Source organism: Thiobacter subterraneus, from assembly GCF_055379455.1.
In genome coordinates this window covers 475,631-490,803 of sequence record NZ_AP042402.1, presented here as the reverse complement: position 1 = coordinate 490,803, position 15,173 = coordinate 475,631, and the positions used below count along the sequence as shown (strand labels likewise).

The window sequence follows — 15,173 nt, the reverse complement described above, 5'->3', positions numbered from 1 at the left end:
GATGACCACGATTGGCCTCGCTGTTCTGGCCCTGGCGCCCCTGGCGGCCTGGGCGCAGGACCAGCAGGCACGCACCTGGGCGGCGGCGTGCGCCGCCTGTCATGGACCGACGGGACGGTCCGAGGGCGGCATGCCCTCGCTCGCGGGCCACAGCGCCCGGGATCTGGCGGAGGACATGAAGGCCTTCAGGGAAGGACGTCGGCAGGGCACGGTCATGCCCCAGCTCATGAAGGGCTACACCGATCAGGAGATCCAACAAATCGCCGAGGTATGGGCAAAAGGAGGCGTACGATGAGCGCACGCGATGCATCCCGCCGGCGATTTCTTGCCCTGGGCGGCACGCTGGCGTTGGGGTTGACGCTTCCCCGCTGGGCCCGGGCCGCCCAGGGCAGCGTGGTGGTCGTGGGCGGGGGATTCGCCGGCGTCACCTTCTGCCGCTACCTCAAGCGCTGGGCCCCGGGTCTGCGCATCATCCTCGTGGAGCCGGCCAGCCAGTTCATTTCCTGTCCCATGAGCAACCGGGTCATCTACGGCACCCTGTCCATGCACGACATCACCCGGGACTATGTGACCGTGGAGGGAGCCGGTGTCGAGCGCATCCAGGATGCGGTGGTCGCCGTGGATCCCGACAAGCGTCAGGTGCGCCTGGCCCGGGGCGGGGTCGTGGGCTTTGACCGCCTGGTGCTGGCACCGGGCGTGGAGTTCGACTTCGCCGGGCTGCCCGGCGCGGAAAACACGCCGGACAAGGTGTTGCATGCCTGGAAGGCGGGGCCCCAGACCATGGAGCTGCGCAAGCGCATCCACACCCTGGCACCGGGCGGGGTGGTGGCCCTGTATGTGCCCAAGGCGCCGTTCCGCTGTCCGCCGGGACCCTATGAGCGGGCCACACTCATCGGTGATTTCCTGGCCAATTTCAAGCCCCGCTCGAAACTCCTCGTGTTCGATGCCAACGCCGATGTCCAGGCCAAGCGCGATCTTTTCCGCCAGTACTGGGACAGCCGCCTGAAGGGGGTGCTGGAATATCTCCCCAGTGCGGAGCTGAAGGCGGTGAACCTCGCCACCGGGGAAGTGGACATGGGCGTCCAGGGCAGGCACAAGGCCGATGTGCTGAACCTGATCCCGCCGCAGCGGGCGCCCGCCTTTGTGCTCAAGGCCACCGGGGAGAAGGGCGATGCCCGCTGGGCGGCAGTGGACTTCCTGACCTACGAGTCGCGCAACGTGCCCCGCATCCACGTCCTGGGGGACGCGCTGCTCGCGGCCAAGGGCATGCCCAAGTCTGGCCACATGGCCAACCAGCAGGCCAAGGTTGCCGCCGCGGCCATCGCCCGCCTGATGGCCGGCGAGGCCCCGGACCAGACCCCCATCATGGCCAACACCTGCTACAGTTTCGTCTCGAAGCGCGAGGCGATTCACGTCGCGGCGGTGTACCGGTACGATGCCGCGGCCAGGACCATGGTGCCCGTCCAGGGTGCCGGCGGCGTGTCACCCGGGCCCAGCGCCGACGAGGGGTTTCTGGCCATGGCCTGGTATTTCAACATCATGAACGACCTGTTCGCCTGAAAAAGGGGCAGAGAGCGGCGGATGGAAGAACCCGACATCGACTGGCAGCAGATCATCGACCTGCAGGACAGCCCGTTCGTGCTCATCGATGCCGATTACCGCATCGTGGCGGCGAACGGGGCCTACTGCGCCGCCTACGGGGTGGAGCGGGAAGCGATCCGGGGCCGTTTCTGCCACGAGGTGTCCCACCATTCCCCCGTGCCGTGCCACGAGAATGGCGAGGACTGCCCGCACCGCCGGGTGTTCGGCGGGGAAGGCCGGGTGGAGCTGGTGCACACCCATTTCGACGCGCTGGGCAATCCGGAGCACGTGAAACTGGTGGGGCACCGCGTGGTGGCCCGGGACGGGCGCCGCTTCCTGGGCGAGGCCATTACCCGCCTGGGGGCGGCAGAGCTGGACTGCGACGAGCTGCGCATGATTGGCCGCTCGCCGGCTTTCCTGAACTGCGTCGAGCATCTCACCGCCGCGGCGCTGTCCGAAGCCCCCGTGCTGCTTCTGGGCGAGTCCGGCGTGGGCAAGGAGCTCGCCGCCCAGTTCGTGCACCGCCGGTCGTCGCGGGCGGCCAGGCCCTTCGTGGCCCTGGACTGCACGGCCATTCCGGAAACGCTGTTCGAGGCGGAACTGTTCGGCCATGAGCGCGGGGCGTTCACCGGTTGCGTCGGCCGGCGTGAAGGGCTGTTCGAACAGGCCCATGGCGGCACGCTGTTCCTGGACGAGATCGGCGAAATTCCCCTGGCCATGCAGGCCAAGCTGCTGCGGGTGCTGGAAACCGGCGAGTTCCGGCGGGTCGGGGGGCGGGAGATTCTCCATGCCGACGTGCGCCTGGTGTCCGCCACCAACCGGGATCTGCTGGCCATGGTGGACCAAGGGCGCTTCCGCCAGGACCTCTACTACCGCATCGCCGGTATCGACGTGCGCCTGCCGCCGCTGCGGGAGCGCCGGGAGGACATTCCCGTGTTGGCGGAGGCCCTGCTGACCCGTATCGGCCAGCGGGCGGGGCGGCGTTACCGGCTTACCGACGGGGCGCTGGCGCAGCTTATGCAACACCACTACCCGGGCAACGTGCGCGAATTGCGCAATGTGCTGCAGAAGGCGGCCGCCCTGAGCCCCAACGGGCTCATCGACGCCGAACACATACTCTTCCAGCGGGAGACGGCCACGTCGCCGGGTCGGGTCGAGGCGCCGCTGCCCAACGTGCTGCTGAAGAAGGTGCCGGAAGTGGAGGCACGCCATATCGCCGAAATGCTCACCCGCCATCAGGGCAACCGGCGGCGCGTCGCCCAGGCACTGGGCATCAGCGAACGCACCCTCTACCGCAAACTCGCGCGCTACCAACTGCGCTGAGGCGCCGAAACGGCGGTCGCAGCCGCTGGGTCTGACGCCGGATTCCCGGGGCAGCGCCCGCTTAAAAATCCAGGGGCCTCGCTGCTCCACTGCGTGTGGCGCTAGCCCGCACGTTGCAGGGGAGGTTCAGGGCAGAATTTCCCGGTTTGCGGCTCTGGTCGCGGCTGAAGCCGCTCCCACGGCAGCCATGGCGCCTGAAGCCGCTCCCCCAAGGTTGCCACAGAACTGGTGCCCCGTCCCCCGCAGGGATTGCCACGGCCGGGCAGCCCTTCGGGGATTGCCTCGGGTGCGGTACCATTCGGGTGACTGGGTCAGGTGACTGGGACAGTCTGCGATGACCATGATTCACCGCGCCATGATGCAAACCCATTACGAGCGGCTCGGCGGCGAAGCGAAGCTGCGCGAGCTGGTGGACCGCTTCTACGACCTCATGGACGAGGATCCGGACTACCACGGCATCCGCAAGCTGCATCCGCGCGACCTGACGGGCTCCCGGGAGAAGCTCTTCATGTTCCTCTCGGGCTGGATGGGTGGCCCGCCACTGTATGTGGAGGCTTTCGGCCATCCCCGGCTGCGGGCGCGGCATCTGCCGTTTCCCATCGGGGTGGCGGAGCGCGACCAGTGGCTGGCCTGCATGGTCCGAGCCATGGAAGAGGTGGGGGTGGAGGAAAAACTGCGCCGGGAACTGGCTCAAGCTTTTGCGCGCACGGCCGATCATATGCGCAACGTGCCGGGGTGAGGGTCTTCCTGACAGAAGATTCATTGTCTGCGGGCACGGGGAATGGTATACAGGGCGCGCGGATTTTTATGAAAGGATGGACCATGAAACGGACTTTGCTGACAGTGGTGCTGGCTTCTGCCGGCCTGGTTTCCACGGCCCATGCGCTGGACACGGACGCCGTCGTCGGGGGGGCCCTCGGGGGTGCCGCCGGTGCGGCGGTGGGGTCGGCCGTGGCTGGACGTGAAGGCGCGGTGATCGGCGCAGGTCTGGGCGGCGCAGCCGGCGCGGCCATTGCCACCCAGGACCGTCCCAGGCGCGTGAAGAAGGAAGTCGTGTACGTGGAAGAACACCACGACCACGGCCTCCATCTCGGCCATCACAAGCACAAACACCGTCACCGCTGGGACGACTGACTCCCAACGCCCGCTCCGAAGCCCGGCCCAGTGCCGGGTTTCTTTTTAGGGGTCCGGCCGGCTGGTCGCCCCGGCTGCGCGCAGAAGGCGCGGCCTTGTTATACTGGACCGGCGCCGCTTGGCGCGGGAAGGGTGGAGTGTCCATGCTGGAAATCCTGATCGGTGTCCTGCTGCTGTTCGTCGTGCTGGGCGCATTCTGGATCGGGCTGCGCCTGGGACACATGGCGCGCCTGCAGGAGCATTTCCCGGTGGAGATCGGCCAGATGCTGGAGGACAAGCACCGGCTGATGCTGGCCGACCTCAACGACGGCCTCAACAAGCAGGGTGACCGCATCAACCAGGTGATCGCCGACAACGCCGAACGCCAGCGCAATGTCATTTCCCTGGAGCTCAAGCTCACGCGCGAGGCCATGCACCAGCTCCAGGTGGCGCAGACGGAAAGCCTCGGCCAGTTGCGGGAGATGATGGCGCGCAGCCTCATGGAGACGGCCGCAGCCACCCAGGACCGGCTCAATGCCCTGCGCGAGGAGGTGATGGCGCGCCTGGTCCAGACCATGACCGAGCAGGGGCGGGCCGATCAGGAGCTCATCGCCAAGACCATGGCGGCGGTGACCCAGCAGCTCATGAGCGCCATGGAAGCCCTCACCAAGACCACGGACAGCCGTCTGGAGCAAATCTCGGGCAAGGTCTCTGAGCGGCTGGACGAGGGTTTCCGCAAGACCAACGAGACCTTCACCCAGGTCATGGCCAGGCTGGCCACCATCGACGAAGCCCAGAAGAAGATCGACGGGCTCACCACCAATGTGGTGAGCCTGCAGGAGCTCCTGGGCGACAAGCGCGCGCGTGGCGCCTTCGGCGAGGTGCAGCTGGAAACCCTGGTGCGCAACATCCTGCCCAACAATCCGGTGCAACCCATCTACGCCATGCAGCACAAGCTGTCCAATGGCACGCGCGTGGACTGCGCCCTGTTCCTGCCGGAGCCCACCGGCACCATCGCGGTGGATTCCAAGTTCCCCCTGGAGAACTACCACCGCATGTTCGACAAATCCTTGTCCGAGGTGGAGCGGGCGGCGGCCCAGCGCCAGTTCAAGCAGGACGTGAAAAGGCACATCGACGATATCGCCGCCAAATACATCATTCCCAACGAGACGGCGGACGGGGCCGTCATGTTCGTGCCGGCGGAGGCCGTGTTTGCCGAGATCCACGGCTATCACCCGGACCTGGTGGATTACGCCATGCAGAAGCGGGTATGGATCGTCTCCCCCACCACCATGATGGCCATCCTCAACACCGCGCGTGCCGTGATCAAGGATGTGGAGACCCGCAAGCAGGTGCACATCATCAAGGATTCCCTGGCCAAGCTGTCCAAGGATTTCCATCTGTTCGACGTCCGCATGAAGAAACTTGCCGACCACATCCGCCAGGCCCACGAGGACGCCGAAAAGGTGCACATCACCAGCCAGAAGATCAGCCGCCGCTTCGCCCAGATCGAGGCGGTGGAACTGGAACACGACGAAGCCGCAGCCCGCCTCGAACTCCTGCAGGTGGAGGAGGACGAGGAGGCGGCGCGGCCGCTCAACTGAGGCAACCGGCATGCGCGGGATGCTTGCGCTGCTGCTTGGACTGATGCTCGCGCCGGCCTTAAGCGCGGAGGGCGCGGGCTGGCCCCTCAAGCAGGTGTTCGGCGCCAAGAACGTGGGCATGGTGCAGACCAGCCGGCAGGCCGTCGTCGAGCACTGTCCAGACGACACCTGCCTGCGCTTCATTCTGGAAGGCCGGGACGCGCTGCCCGTGCTGCACGATTTCGCGTTTCTCTACCTGGCCCTGGTGGAGAACTACGACGTGGAGAACATCAAGGGTCCGGACGGCCAGCGTCATTTCGCCGTGATCCTGGCGCGGCGCAAGGGCACCTGCAGCGGGCCGGACGAGGCGGCCGTGGCGCGCTGCACTCTGGCGGCGCTGGCGGCGCGCTATCCCATCCAGGGCTATGTGAGCAAACTGGAGGAAGGCTGGCGCCGCACCACGGCTTTCGACGTCAGGGCCGCACTCGCCCGCGCCGGTATCCGCTGAGACCCCAGCCCACGGGCTGGCAACCACCCCTAAAGTCGGCAGTCGGCCTGCCGCTATTGCCAAAGGCGGCAATCGCAACCAACAATCCCCCGGGGTACTCCGAGATGGCCCAGGCGAGCCAGGTCTTCACCACCAATGCCGATCTGCTCAAGGCCAAGGCCAGCAGGCATGCCATCTACGGTGTGCTGATCGCCTTCGCGGCAATCGTGATCGCCACCCTGGGGGTGGCCTTCACCCAGACCGGCCGCATCAGTGTCGAGACCATCCTGGACGCGCAGCGCACCAACGTCACGCTGTGGATCCTGGACGCCATGCCTTTCGTGTTCGCGCTGTGGGGACAATATGTGAGCTCCCTGATCGCCTACGAGGCCGGGGCGATGCTGGTGGACCAGACTTCCGAGCTGCGGGCCCAGACCATAGCCCTGGAAGCCCAGGCCACGCGCAACGCCACCCACGACCAGCTCACCGGGCTGCCCAACCGCTTCCTGTTCAAGGACCGGCTGGCCCAGGCGCTGCTGGCCGCGGCACGGCAGCAGAAGCATGTGGCGGTGCTGGTGATGGACATCGACCGCTTCAAGGAAATCAACGAGGCCATGGGACCCTACAACGGCGACCGGCTGCTGAAACAGGTGGCCACCCGCCTGCATTCGGCGCTGCAGGAACCGGAGAGTGTGGCGCGCCTGGGCGGCGACGAATACGCGGTACTGGCACCGGACCTGTCCGAGATCAGGGCGGTGGGGGCGGTGGTGAAGAAGATCGAGAAGGCCATGGAAACGCCCTTCATGCTGGAGCAGCTCAAGCTCGACGTGCGGGGCAGCATCGGCATCGCCATCTATCCGGAGCATGGCACCGATCCCGACACCCTGCTGCAGCGCGCGGACGTGGCCATGTATGCCGCCAAGCGCAACCGCGCGGGCTTTCTCGTCTATTCCCCCAAATACGACGAGTACAGTCCCCAGCGGCTCACCCTCATGGGCGAGCTGCGCCACGCCATCGAGAACGACCAGCTGGTGCTGCATTACCAGCCCAAGGTGGATCTCAAGAGCGGCCGGGTGGAGGAGGTGGAAGTGCTGGTGCGCTGGAACCATCCCAGGCACGGCCTCATGTATCCGGACGAATTCATCCCCCTGGCGGAACGCACCGGGCTCATCAAGCCGCTCACCCTGTGGGTGTTGAACCACGCCCTGGACCAATCCAGCGCCTGGAAGAAACGCGGGCTGGATCTGGGGGTGGCGGTGAACATCTCGGCCCAGGTGCTGTTCGATCTGGACCTGCCGGACGTCGTCGCCGGCGCGCTGGCCGCGCGCGACGTGGCGCCGGAGCGGCTCATCCTGGAAATCACCGAAAGCGCCATCATGGTGGACAGGGACCGCGCCATGCTGATCGTGTCGCGCATTTCGGACATGGGAGTGCGCATCGCCATCGACGATTTCGGAACCGGCTATTCCTCCCTGTCCTATCTGTCCAAGATGCCGGTGGACGAAATCAAGATCGACAAGTCCTTCGTGCTCGACATGGCGGAGAACACCACCAATGCGGTGATCGTGCACGCCACCATCGAGCTGGGGCACAACCTTGGGCTGGCGGTGATCGGCGAAGGCGTGGAAGATGCCGCCATGTTCCAGCGGCTGCGCGATCTGGGCTGCGACGCGGCCCAGGGTTACTTCATGACGCGGCCGCTGGGTGCGGCGGATTTCGCTGCCTGGATCGAAGGCATGCGCCAAGCGGGGAGCATGACCGTGGAAAATGGCCGCATCCGGCTGGTGCGTGACAGCGCCGCAGCGCCGGCTGGAGGCTGAGCGCGGAGTGTGGCAGCAGTGGGGAAAGCGGCTTCAGCCGCGATGAGGGGGCCCTGAACAAGGCCATGGGTCGCCGCTGAAGCGCCTGCCACGGCCCGCTGCCGTGAGGGCCGGGTTTCCGGGATAATGGCGTCGGCCAGCCACGTCCTTCGCAGATGCCGAGTCCGCCCATGTCCGTGCCAACTCCCGCCAGCCGCGTCCAGGCTATTGAGCCTTTCCATGTGATGGACATCCTCGCGCGCGCCCGTGCCCTGGAGGCCGCGGGACGCGACATCGTGCACATGGAAATCGGCGAACCGGATTTCCCCACTGCTCCACCCGTCGTCGAGGCGGGCATCCAGGCGCTGCGTGCGGGCCATACCCACTATACGCCGGCGCTGGGGCTGCCTGCCCTGCGCGAGGCGATCGCCGACTTCTACCACAGCCGCTACGGCGTGCGGGTGCCGGCGGCGCGCATCGTGGTCACGCCCGGTGCTTCCGGCGCCCTGCTGCTCGCCCTCGGGGTGCTGCTGGGACGGGATGACGAGCTGCTCCTGGCGGATCCAGGTTACCCCTGCAACCGGCATTTCGCGCGCTTCCTGGAGGCACGGGCGCGCAGTATCCCGGTCGGCCCGGATACCCGCTACCAACCCACCCCGGACGCCATTGCCGCCCACTGGCAGCCCCGCACCCGTGCGCTGCTGGTGGCCACACCCGGCAATCCCACGGGCATGCTGCTTCCGCTCGATGAGCTGGCTGCGTTGCACGCGGCTGTGGCCGCGCGGGGTGGGGCCCTCATCGTGGACGAGATCTACCAGGGGCTCACCTATGGTTGCGAGGCGTGCACCGCCCTCGCCGTGAGCGACGAGGTGTTCGTGGTGAACAGCTTTTCCAAATATTTCGGCATGACGGGCTGGCGGCTGGGCTGGCTGGTCGCGCCGGCGGACTTTGTGCCGGCTCTGGAACGCCTGGCCCAGAACCTGTTCCTCGCGCCCTCCACCCTTGCCCAGCACGCGGCCCTGGCCGCCTTCCGGCCCGAGACCCTGGCCATCCTGGAAGAACGGCGCGGGGAATTCCAGCGCCGGCGGGATTTCCTGGTGCCGGCACTGCGCGAGCTGGGGTTTGGCGTGCCCATCGCGCCGGACGGCGCCTTCTACGTCTATGCAGGGTGCGAGCGCTTCACCGACGACAGCATGGCCCTGGCGCGGCGGCTGCTGGAGGCGGGCGGGGTGGCGGTCACACCGGGCATCGACTTCGGCAGCCACGGGGCGCAGCACCACCTGCGCTTTGCCTACACCACCGGCATGGATCGGCTGCAGGAAGGCGTGGCACGACTGGCCCGGATACTTGGATAGGGTGCCCCATGCACATCGAGTTCCACGGCGCGGCGCGCGAGGTCACGGGCTCCTGCCACCTGTTCCAGGTGGGACGCCACCGCTTCCTGGTGGACTGCGGACTGATCCAGGGTTCGCCCGAGCACGAAAAGCTCAACCGGGCGCCGTTGCCCTTCAATGCCCGCGAGATCGACGCGGTGGTGCTCACCCATGCCCATCTGGACCACTCCGGCCGTCTGCCGGTGCTGATCAAGGCCGGCTTCCGCGGCTTTGTCTATGCCCACCGCGCCACCGCTGCCCTGTGCCGCGTGATGCTGGAGGACGCGGCCCATCTCAACGAGAAGGAAGCGGAGCGTTACAACCGCTATCAGGCCGGGCGGGGCAAACCGCGCCTCGACCCCCTGTTCGACCAGGACGACGTCTATACCACCGAGCGCCATTTCCAGCCCATCGATTACGGCGAGCCCGTGGACATCCTGCCGGGCGTCACCATCACCCTGCACGACGCGGGACACATCCTGGGCTCGGCCATGGTGGACATCCGCATGCAGGAGGGCAGTCTCACCCGGCGCGTGGTAGTGAGCGGCGACCTGGGGCATGCGGGGGCGCCCATCCTGGCCGATCCCACGCCGCTCGAGGAGGCCGATCTGGTGGTGATGGAATCCACCTACGGCGACCGTTGCCACCGACCCTGGGACGCCACCTGGGCAGAGCTGGGCGAGATCGTCGGCAGCGCCCGCGCAGGCAAGGGCAACATCCTGGTGCCGGCCTTCGCCGTGGGGCGCACCCAGGAGCTGCTTTACGTGTTCGCGCGCCACTACCGGGACTGGCACCTCGATGAGTGGCACGTGTTCCTGGACAGTCCCATGGCCATCGAGGCCACCGCACTCTATCGCAAGTACCAGGGCGTGTACGACAAGGCGGCGCGGGAGATCGTGGCCCATCACGGCGATCCCTTCGCCCTGCCCAACCTGCGCCTCACGCGCACGGCAGAGGAATCCATGCGCATCAATGACATCCGCGCGGGGGCCATCATCATCGCCGGCAGTGGCATGTGCACCGGTGGGCGCATTCTGCACCACCTCAAGCGCAACCTGCCCTTCGCCCAGTCCCATGTGCTCATCGTCGGCTTCCAGGCCCAGGGCACCCTGGGCCGGGCGCTGGTGGATGGCGCAAAAAAGGTGCATCTGTTCGGCGAGGAGGTGCCCGTGCGGGCCCGCATCCACACCGTGGGCGGGTTGTCCGCCCATGCGGACCAGGCAGGACTCGCCGCCTGGTATGCCCATTTCCGCGGCCGGCCGCCCGTGGCCCTGGTGCACGGCGAGCCCTCGGCCATGGATGCCCTGGCCCAGCATCTGCGCACCAGCCTCGGCGCACGCGTGCACACGCCGCAAGCCGGCCAGCGGCTCCATCTGGAGCGACTCTGATGTGCGGCCGCTATACGCTCACCACCCCGGATCTCTCCCCGATCGGCGCGGTGCTGGGCGTGAGCCTGCCGCTTGTGCCCGTTTCCTACAACATCGCGCCCAGTCTGCCGGTGGCCATCATCCGCGTCGGTGCCACGGGCGGCTATGAGCTCGCCTGGGTGAAATGGGGGCTCGTTCCCCACTGGGCGAAGGAACCCCGCAGCGACTACAGCACCATCAATGCCCGCGCGGAGACGGTGGCGGTGAAACCTGCCTTCCGCGACGCCTTCCGGCGCCGACGCTGCCTCATCCCGGCCGACGGTTTCTACGAATGGCAAAAGCAGGGGACGGCCAAGCAACCCTGGTACATCCACCGCAGGGACCGTCAACCCTTTGCCTTCGCCGGGCTGTGGGAACGCTGGCAGGGTGGGGAGGCGGTGCTGGAAACCTGCACCATCATCGTCACCGAAGCCAACGCATGGATGCGGTCCATCCACGAGCGCATGCCGGTGATCCTGCCGCCGGAGAGCTACCGCACCTGGCTCGACCCGGCCACACCGGCGCAGGCGTGTCTTGCCCTGCTCGCTCCCTATGCCGGGGATGAGCTGGTGGCCGAACCCGTGAGCACGCGGGTGAACAATCCGCGCAACGACGGCCCGGAGCTGATCCGTCCCCTGGTGCCGTGAGGGCTTCGCGGTGTCACCGGCAGCGGGTTTCGGGCTACACTGGCGCCACATGCGCTGGCTCCTACCTGCCTTCTTTGCCTGTTTTCTGCTTGCCTGCACCCATGCCGGCGGTCCACCGGCCGCCCGGCCCGCCCCAGCCGAATTCCGCGTCGCGTCCCTGGCCAAGACCGACATCGACAATGTGGCCGAGCTGCACGTGCAGGCAGCCTTCGACCACCTGCGCGTGCTGGCGGAAAAACTCTACCGGCGCAATCCGCGCGAATGGCGCAAGGGCGGGCAGGCGTCCCTGGAACAGGCCATGGCGTACCTGTTCGAGGGGGGCTTCCAGCGGGAGCTAACGGCGTTGCAGGGCAGGCGCGGCACCGAGGCGGTGCACCTGGCCTTCCGTGACGATTACGGTGGCGACCGGGTGTTGGCTTTCATCTGGGGGCTGGCCACCATGACCCTGGCGGCCTACAACGACCGCACCGAGTTCTACGCGCTGGACGAGCTGGATCCCCAGAAGCTCTACAACGCCGCGCGCAATTACGAGATCGCGGCCTGGAAGCTGGCGAACGCGCGCGATACCCGGGGCGAACCCTACCTGCTTTCCAACGAGATGGGCGGGGAGGTGCGCAATCTTTCCTTCGAGCGCGAGTTCGGCAAGCTGATCGGCGAGACGGACATGATGGCGCGCATCGTCGCGGGCCGCACCCAGCGCACCATCGTGCGTGTCATCCAGAATCTCGCCACGGCCGTCTTTCTACCCATATAGTCTGACCACCGTCATGGACAAGAGCATACTCATCACCGGCTGTTCCAGCGGTATTGGCCTCGCCCTCGCGCGCGGTCTTGCGGCCCGGGGCTGGCGGGTGTTCGCCAGCGCGCGCAAGGCGGAGGACGTGGCGCGCCTTGCCAAAGAGGGTTTCCCGGCCGTGTCCCTCGATCTCGCCGATTCCGGTTCCATCGCGGCGGCCGTGGACAGCGTGCTGACCCAGACCGGAGGCCGGCTCACCGCCCTGTGCAACAACGGCGCCTATGGCCAGCCTGGGGCGGTGGAGGATCTGCGCCGCGAGGTGCTGCGGGAACAGTTCGAGACCAACCTGTTCGGCACCGTGGAACTCACCAACCGCATCATTCCCGTGATGCGCCGCCAGGGTCACGGGCGCATCTTGCAGGTGAGCTCGCTGCTGGGCTATGTGGCGCTGCCTTACCGCGGCGCCTACATTGCTTCCAAATACGCGCTGGAGGGCATCAGCGACACTCTGCGCCTGGAGCTGGCGGGCACTGGCATCCACGTGGTGCTGATCGAGCCCGGACCCATCGAAAGCCGCTTCCGTGCCAACGCCTTCGCCGCCTACCAGCGCAACATCGACAAGCTGCACAGCGCGCACCGGGAACGCTACGAGGCCATGGAGCGCCGTCTGACCAAGCCAGGCTCCGCCGCCCCCTTCACCCTGCCCGCCGAGGCCGTGCTGGGAGCCGCCCTACGGGCCCTGGAAGCGCGCCGGCCCCGGACCCGCTATCGCGTCACGGTGCCCGCCACCCTGTTCTGGTATGCGCGGCGCTGGCTGCCCGACCGCTGGCTGGACCGCCTGCTGCTCGGCGTGGGCAGGGGGGAGGCGCAATGAGGGCGCTGCTTTGGGCGGTGCTGTTGGCCGTGAGTCTGCCCGTGGCGGCGCGGCGCGCGCCGGATCCCGGCCCTTTGTTCGCCGCGCAGCCCGGTTACGCTGCCTTCGTGCAGGAAATGGCGGACACGCTGGCGCTGGACGTGCAGGAACTCGACCGGCTGTTCCGGCAGGTGCATCTCAAGCCCCAGATCGTGCGCGCCATTTCGCTCCCCGCAGAGGCGCGGCCCTGGGACCAGTATCGTCCCCTGTTCCTCAACGAGACGCGCATCCAGGGGGGCGTGGGCTTCTGGCAGACCCATGCCGAAACCCTGGCCCGGGCGCGGCAAACCTACGGCGTGCCGGAGTCGGTGATCGTGGCCATCCTCGGGGTGGAGACCCAGTATGGTCGCAACACCGGGGGCTGGCGGGTGCTGGATGCCCTCACCACCCTGGCGGTGGCCTATCCCCCCCGTGCCGACTATTTCCGGCGCGAGCTCGGGCAGTTCCTCCTGCTCGCCCGGGAGCAGGGATTCGATGCCCTGGCGGTGAAGGGTTCCTACGCGGGTGCGATGGGGCTGGGGCAGTTCATGCCCAGCAGCTGCCGCCAGTATGGCGTGGATTTCGATGGCGACGGTCAGGCCGATCTCTGGCGCAATCCGGTGGATGCCATCGGCAGCGTGGCCCGTTATCTGCAGGCCTTCGGCTGGCAGCCAGGCGGGCCGGTGGCGGTGCCCGTGGAAGTGGCGGGGGAGGAGACGCGGGAGTTCGCCAACACGGGCTGGAGCACGCGCCGCAGCGTCGCCGAGTGGCGCCGGCGGGGCGTCACCCCGGGCGAGGCGGTGCCCGAAGAGGCCGAGGCCATGCTGGTGCGCCTGGACACCACGGTGGGTCCGGAATTCTGGCTCGCCTTCCAGAACTACTACGTCATCACCCGCTACAACCGCAGCTTCCAGTATGCCCTGGCGGTGCACCAGCTGGCCACGGCCATCGCCGCCGCCCGCGCCACCGCCTGCAACGGCCGCGCCGCCGCGCGTCAATGCTGAACGCCATCTGGGCGGGTTTTCTGCTGGTGGCGCTGGCCACCGCCCTGGTGCAGGTCACGCTGCTGGGCCACGGCGAAGTGTTCGCCGCCCTCATGAAGAGCATGTTCGACAGCAGCCGCCTGGCCTTCGAGGTGGCGCTGGGACTCACCGGCGTGATGAGTCTGTGGCTCGGGCTCATGCGCATCGGCGAAGCGGGCGGCGTGCTCATGCTGCTCACCCGGTTCCTGTCGCCGCTGCTGACCCGGTTGATGCCGGAAGTGCCCGCCGGTCATCCGGCGCAGGGGGCAGTGGTCATGAATCTCGCTGCCAACGTGCTGGGACTGGACAATGCCGCCACCCCGCTGGGACTCAAGGCCATGCGCGAGCTGCAGGGCCTCAACCCCCACCCGGAGACGGCCAGCAACGCCCAGATTCTGTTTCTCGTGCTCAACGCCTCGTCGGTGACGGTCTTTCCCATCACCATCTTCACCTACCGCGCCCAGCTGGGGGCGCTCGATCCCACCGACGTGTTCATTCCCATCCTTATTGCCACCTGGTGCTCCACCCTGGCGGGTCTGTTGGCGGTGGCGGCGGTGCAGCGCATCCGCCTGTGGGATCCCGTGGTGATGCTCTATCTGGGGGGTGCCACGGCGTTGGTGGGGAGCATGGCCGCCTATTTCGCGTCCCTGCCCGCGGCGGAGATGCAGCGTCAGTCGGCCATCGCCACCAATGCCATCCTGCTTGGGCTCATCGCCGTCTTCCTGCTGGGCGCGCTGCGCCGGCGGCTGCCGGTCTATGAGATTTTCATCGAGGGAGCAAAGGAGGGTTTCCAGATTGCGGTGGGAATCATTCCCTTCCTAGTGGCGATGCTGGTCGCCATCGGCATGCTGCGGGCCAGTGGGGCCCTGGAGCTGGTGCTGGACGGCATCCGGGGTCTGGTGACGGGGGCGGGGCTGGATGCGCGTTTCGTGGACGGCCTGCCCACGGCGCTGGTGAAGCCCCTCTCGGGCAGCGGGGCACGGGCGATGATGGTGGAGACCATGCGCACCTTCGGGCCCGATTCCTTCGCCGGACGTCTGGTGGCGGTGATCCAGGGCAGCACGGAGACCACCTTCTACGTGCTGGCAGTCTATTTCGGCGCGGTGGGCATCCGGCGCGCGCGCCACGCGGTGGGCTGCGCCCTGCTCGCGGATCTCGCGGGCGTGGCCGCGGCGATCGCCGTGACCTATCTGTTCTTCGGCTGAAGCCTG

Annotated in this window: 15 protein-coding genes; all 15 read left to right on the top strand. The window is 67.5% G+C overall.

Annotated features, from left to right (window positions below; all coding sequences use genetic code 11):
• Nucleotide 1 precedes the first annotated feature (1 nt).
• The 15 genes from ACZ42P_RS02580 (at nucleotide 2) to ACZ42P_RS02510 (ending at nucleotide 15,167) form a co-directional block, all read left to right on the top strand.
• Nucleotides 2-295: a c-type cytochrome gene (locus ACZ42P_RS02580; protein WP_464898544.1), complete on the top strand. Its 294-nt coding sequence runs from the start codon at nucleotides 2-4 to the stop codon at nucleotides 293-295.
• The gene (locus tag ACZ42P_RS02575) at nucleotides 292-1,560 is read left to right on the top strand and encodes an FCSD flavin-binding domain-containing protein (protein ID WP_464898543.1); all 1,269 of its coding nucleotides are present in this window, start codon (nucleotides 292-294) and stop codon (nucleotides 1,558-1,560) included. The genes ACZ42P_RS02580 and ACZ42P_RS02575 overlap by 4 nt, the downstream gene beginning before the upstream one ends.
• A 21-nt stretch (nucleotides 1,561-1,581) precedes the next feature.
• Entirely contained in the window at nucleotides 1,582-2,904 is a 1,323-nt protein-coding gene (locus ACZ42P_RS02570) for a sigma-54 interaction domain-containing protein (RefSeq protein ID WP_464898542.1), read from the top strand.
• A gap of 334 nt (nucleotides 2,905-3,238) precedes the next feature.
• Entirely contained in the window at nucleotides 3,239-3,643 is a 405-nt protein-coding gene (locus ACZ42P_RS02565; protein WP_464898541.1) for a group II truncated hemoglobin, read from the top strand.
• A gap of 83 nt (nucleotides 3,644-3,726) precedes the next feature.
• Nucleotides 3,727-4,038, top strand: coding sequence for a glycine zipper domain-containing protein (locus ACZ42P_RS02560; RefSeq protein ID WP_464898540.1), 312 nt, complete (start codon nucleotides 3,727-3,729; stop codon nucleotides 4,036-4,038).
• A 143-nt stretch (nucleotides 4,039-4,181) separates the two neighbouring features.
• A complete protein-coding gene (locus tag ACZ42P_RS02555) occupies nucleotides 4,182-5,621 on the top strand; it encodes a DNA recombination protein RmuC (protein WP_464898539.1) in 1,440 nt (479 codons plus the stop codon).
• Nucleotides 5,622-5,631: 10 nt separating this feature from the next.
• Nucleotides 5,632-6,108, top strand: a complete 477-nt coding sequence (locus ACZ42P_RS02550) for a hypothetical protein (RefSeq protein ID WP_464898538.1) — start codon at nucleotides 5,632-5,634, stop codon at nucleotides 6,106-6,108.
• 104 nt (nucleotides 6,109-6,212) lie between these two features.
• Nucleotides 6,213-7,907, top strand: a complete 1,695-nt coding sequence (locus ACZ42P_RS02545) for a putative bifunctional diguanylate cyclase/phosphodiesterase (protein WP_464898537.1) — start codon at nucleotides 6,213-6,215, stop codon at nucleotides 7,905-7,907.
• A gap of 155 nt (nucleotides 7,908-8,062) precedes the next feature.
• A complete protein-coding gene (locus ACZ42P_RS02540; RefSeq protein WP_464898536.1) occupies nucleotides 8,063-9,241 on the top strand; it encodes a pyridoxal phosphate-dependent aminotransferase in 1,179 nt (392 codons plus the stop codon).
• Between the two features lie 8 nt (nucleotides 9,242-9,249).
• Entirely contained in the window at nucleotides 9,250-10,647 is a 1,398-nt protein-coding gene (locus ACZ42P_RS02535; RefSeq protein ID WP_464898535.1) for an MBL fold metallo-hydrolase RNA specificity domain-containing protein, read from the top strand.
• On the top strand, nucleotides 10,647-11,312 hold the full coding sequence (locus ACZ42P_RS02530; protein WP_464898534.1) for an SOS response-associated peptidase: 666 nt from the start codon (nucleotides 10,647-10,649) through the stop codon (nucleotides 11,310-11,312). Before ACZ42P_RS02535 ends, ACZ42P_RS02530 begins: the two co-directional genes overlap by 1 nt.
• A gap of 49 nt (nucleotides 11,313-11,361) precedes the next feature.
• Nucleotides 11,362-12,066, top strand: coding sequence for a hypothetical protein (locus ACZ42P_RS02525; RefSeq protein WP_464898533.1), 705 nt, complete (start codon nucleotides 11,362-11,364; stop codon nucleotides 12,064-12,066).
• 13 nt (nucleotides 12,067-12,079) lie between these two features.
• On the top strand, nucleotides 12,080-12,922 hold the full coding sequence (locus tag ACZ42P_RS02520; RefSeq protein ID WP_464898532.1) for an SDR family NAD(P)-dependent oxidoreductase: 843 nt from the start codon (nucleotides 12,080-12,082) through the stop codon (nucleotides 12,920-12,922).
• Nucleotides 12,919-13,944 (top strand): lytic murein transglycosylase B, encoded by a 1,026-nt coding sequence (gene mltB, locus ACZ42P_RS02515; RefSeq protein ID WP_464898531.1) that lies wholly within the window; start codon nucleotides 12,919-12,921, stop codon nucleotides 13,942-13,944. Before ACZ42P_RS02520 ends, mltB begins: the two co-directional genes overlap by 4 nt.
• Entirely contained in the window at nucleotides 13,938-15,167 is a 1,230-nt protein-coding gene (locus tag ACZ42P_RS02510; protein WP_464898530.1) for a nucleoside recognition domain-containing protein, read from the top strand. Before mltB ends, ACZ42P_RS02510 begins: the two co-directional genes overlap by 7 nt.
• Nucleotides 15,168-15,173 lie beyond the last annotated feature (6 nt).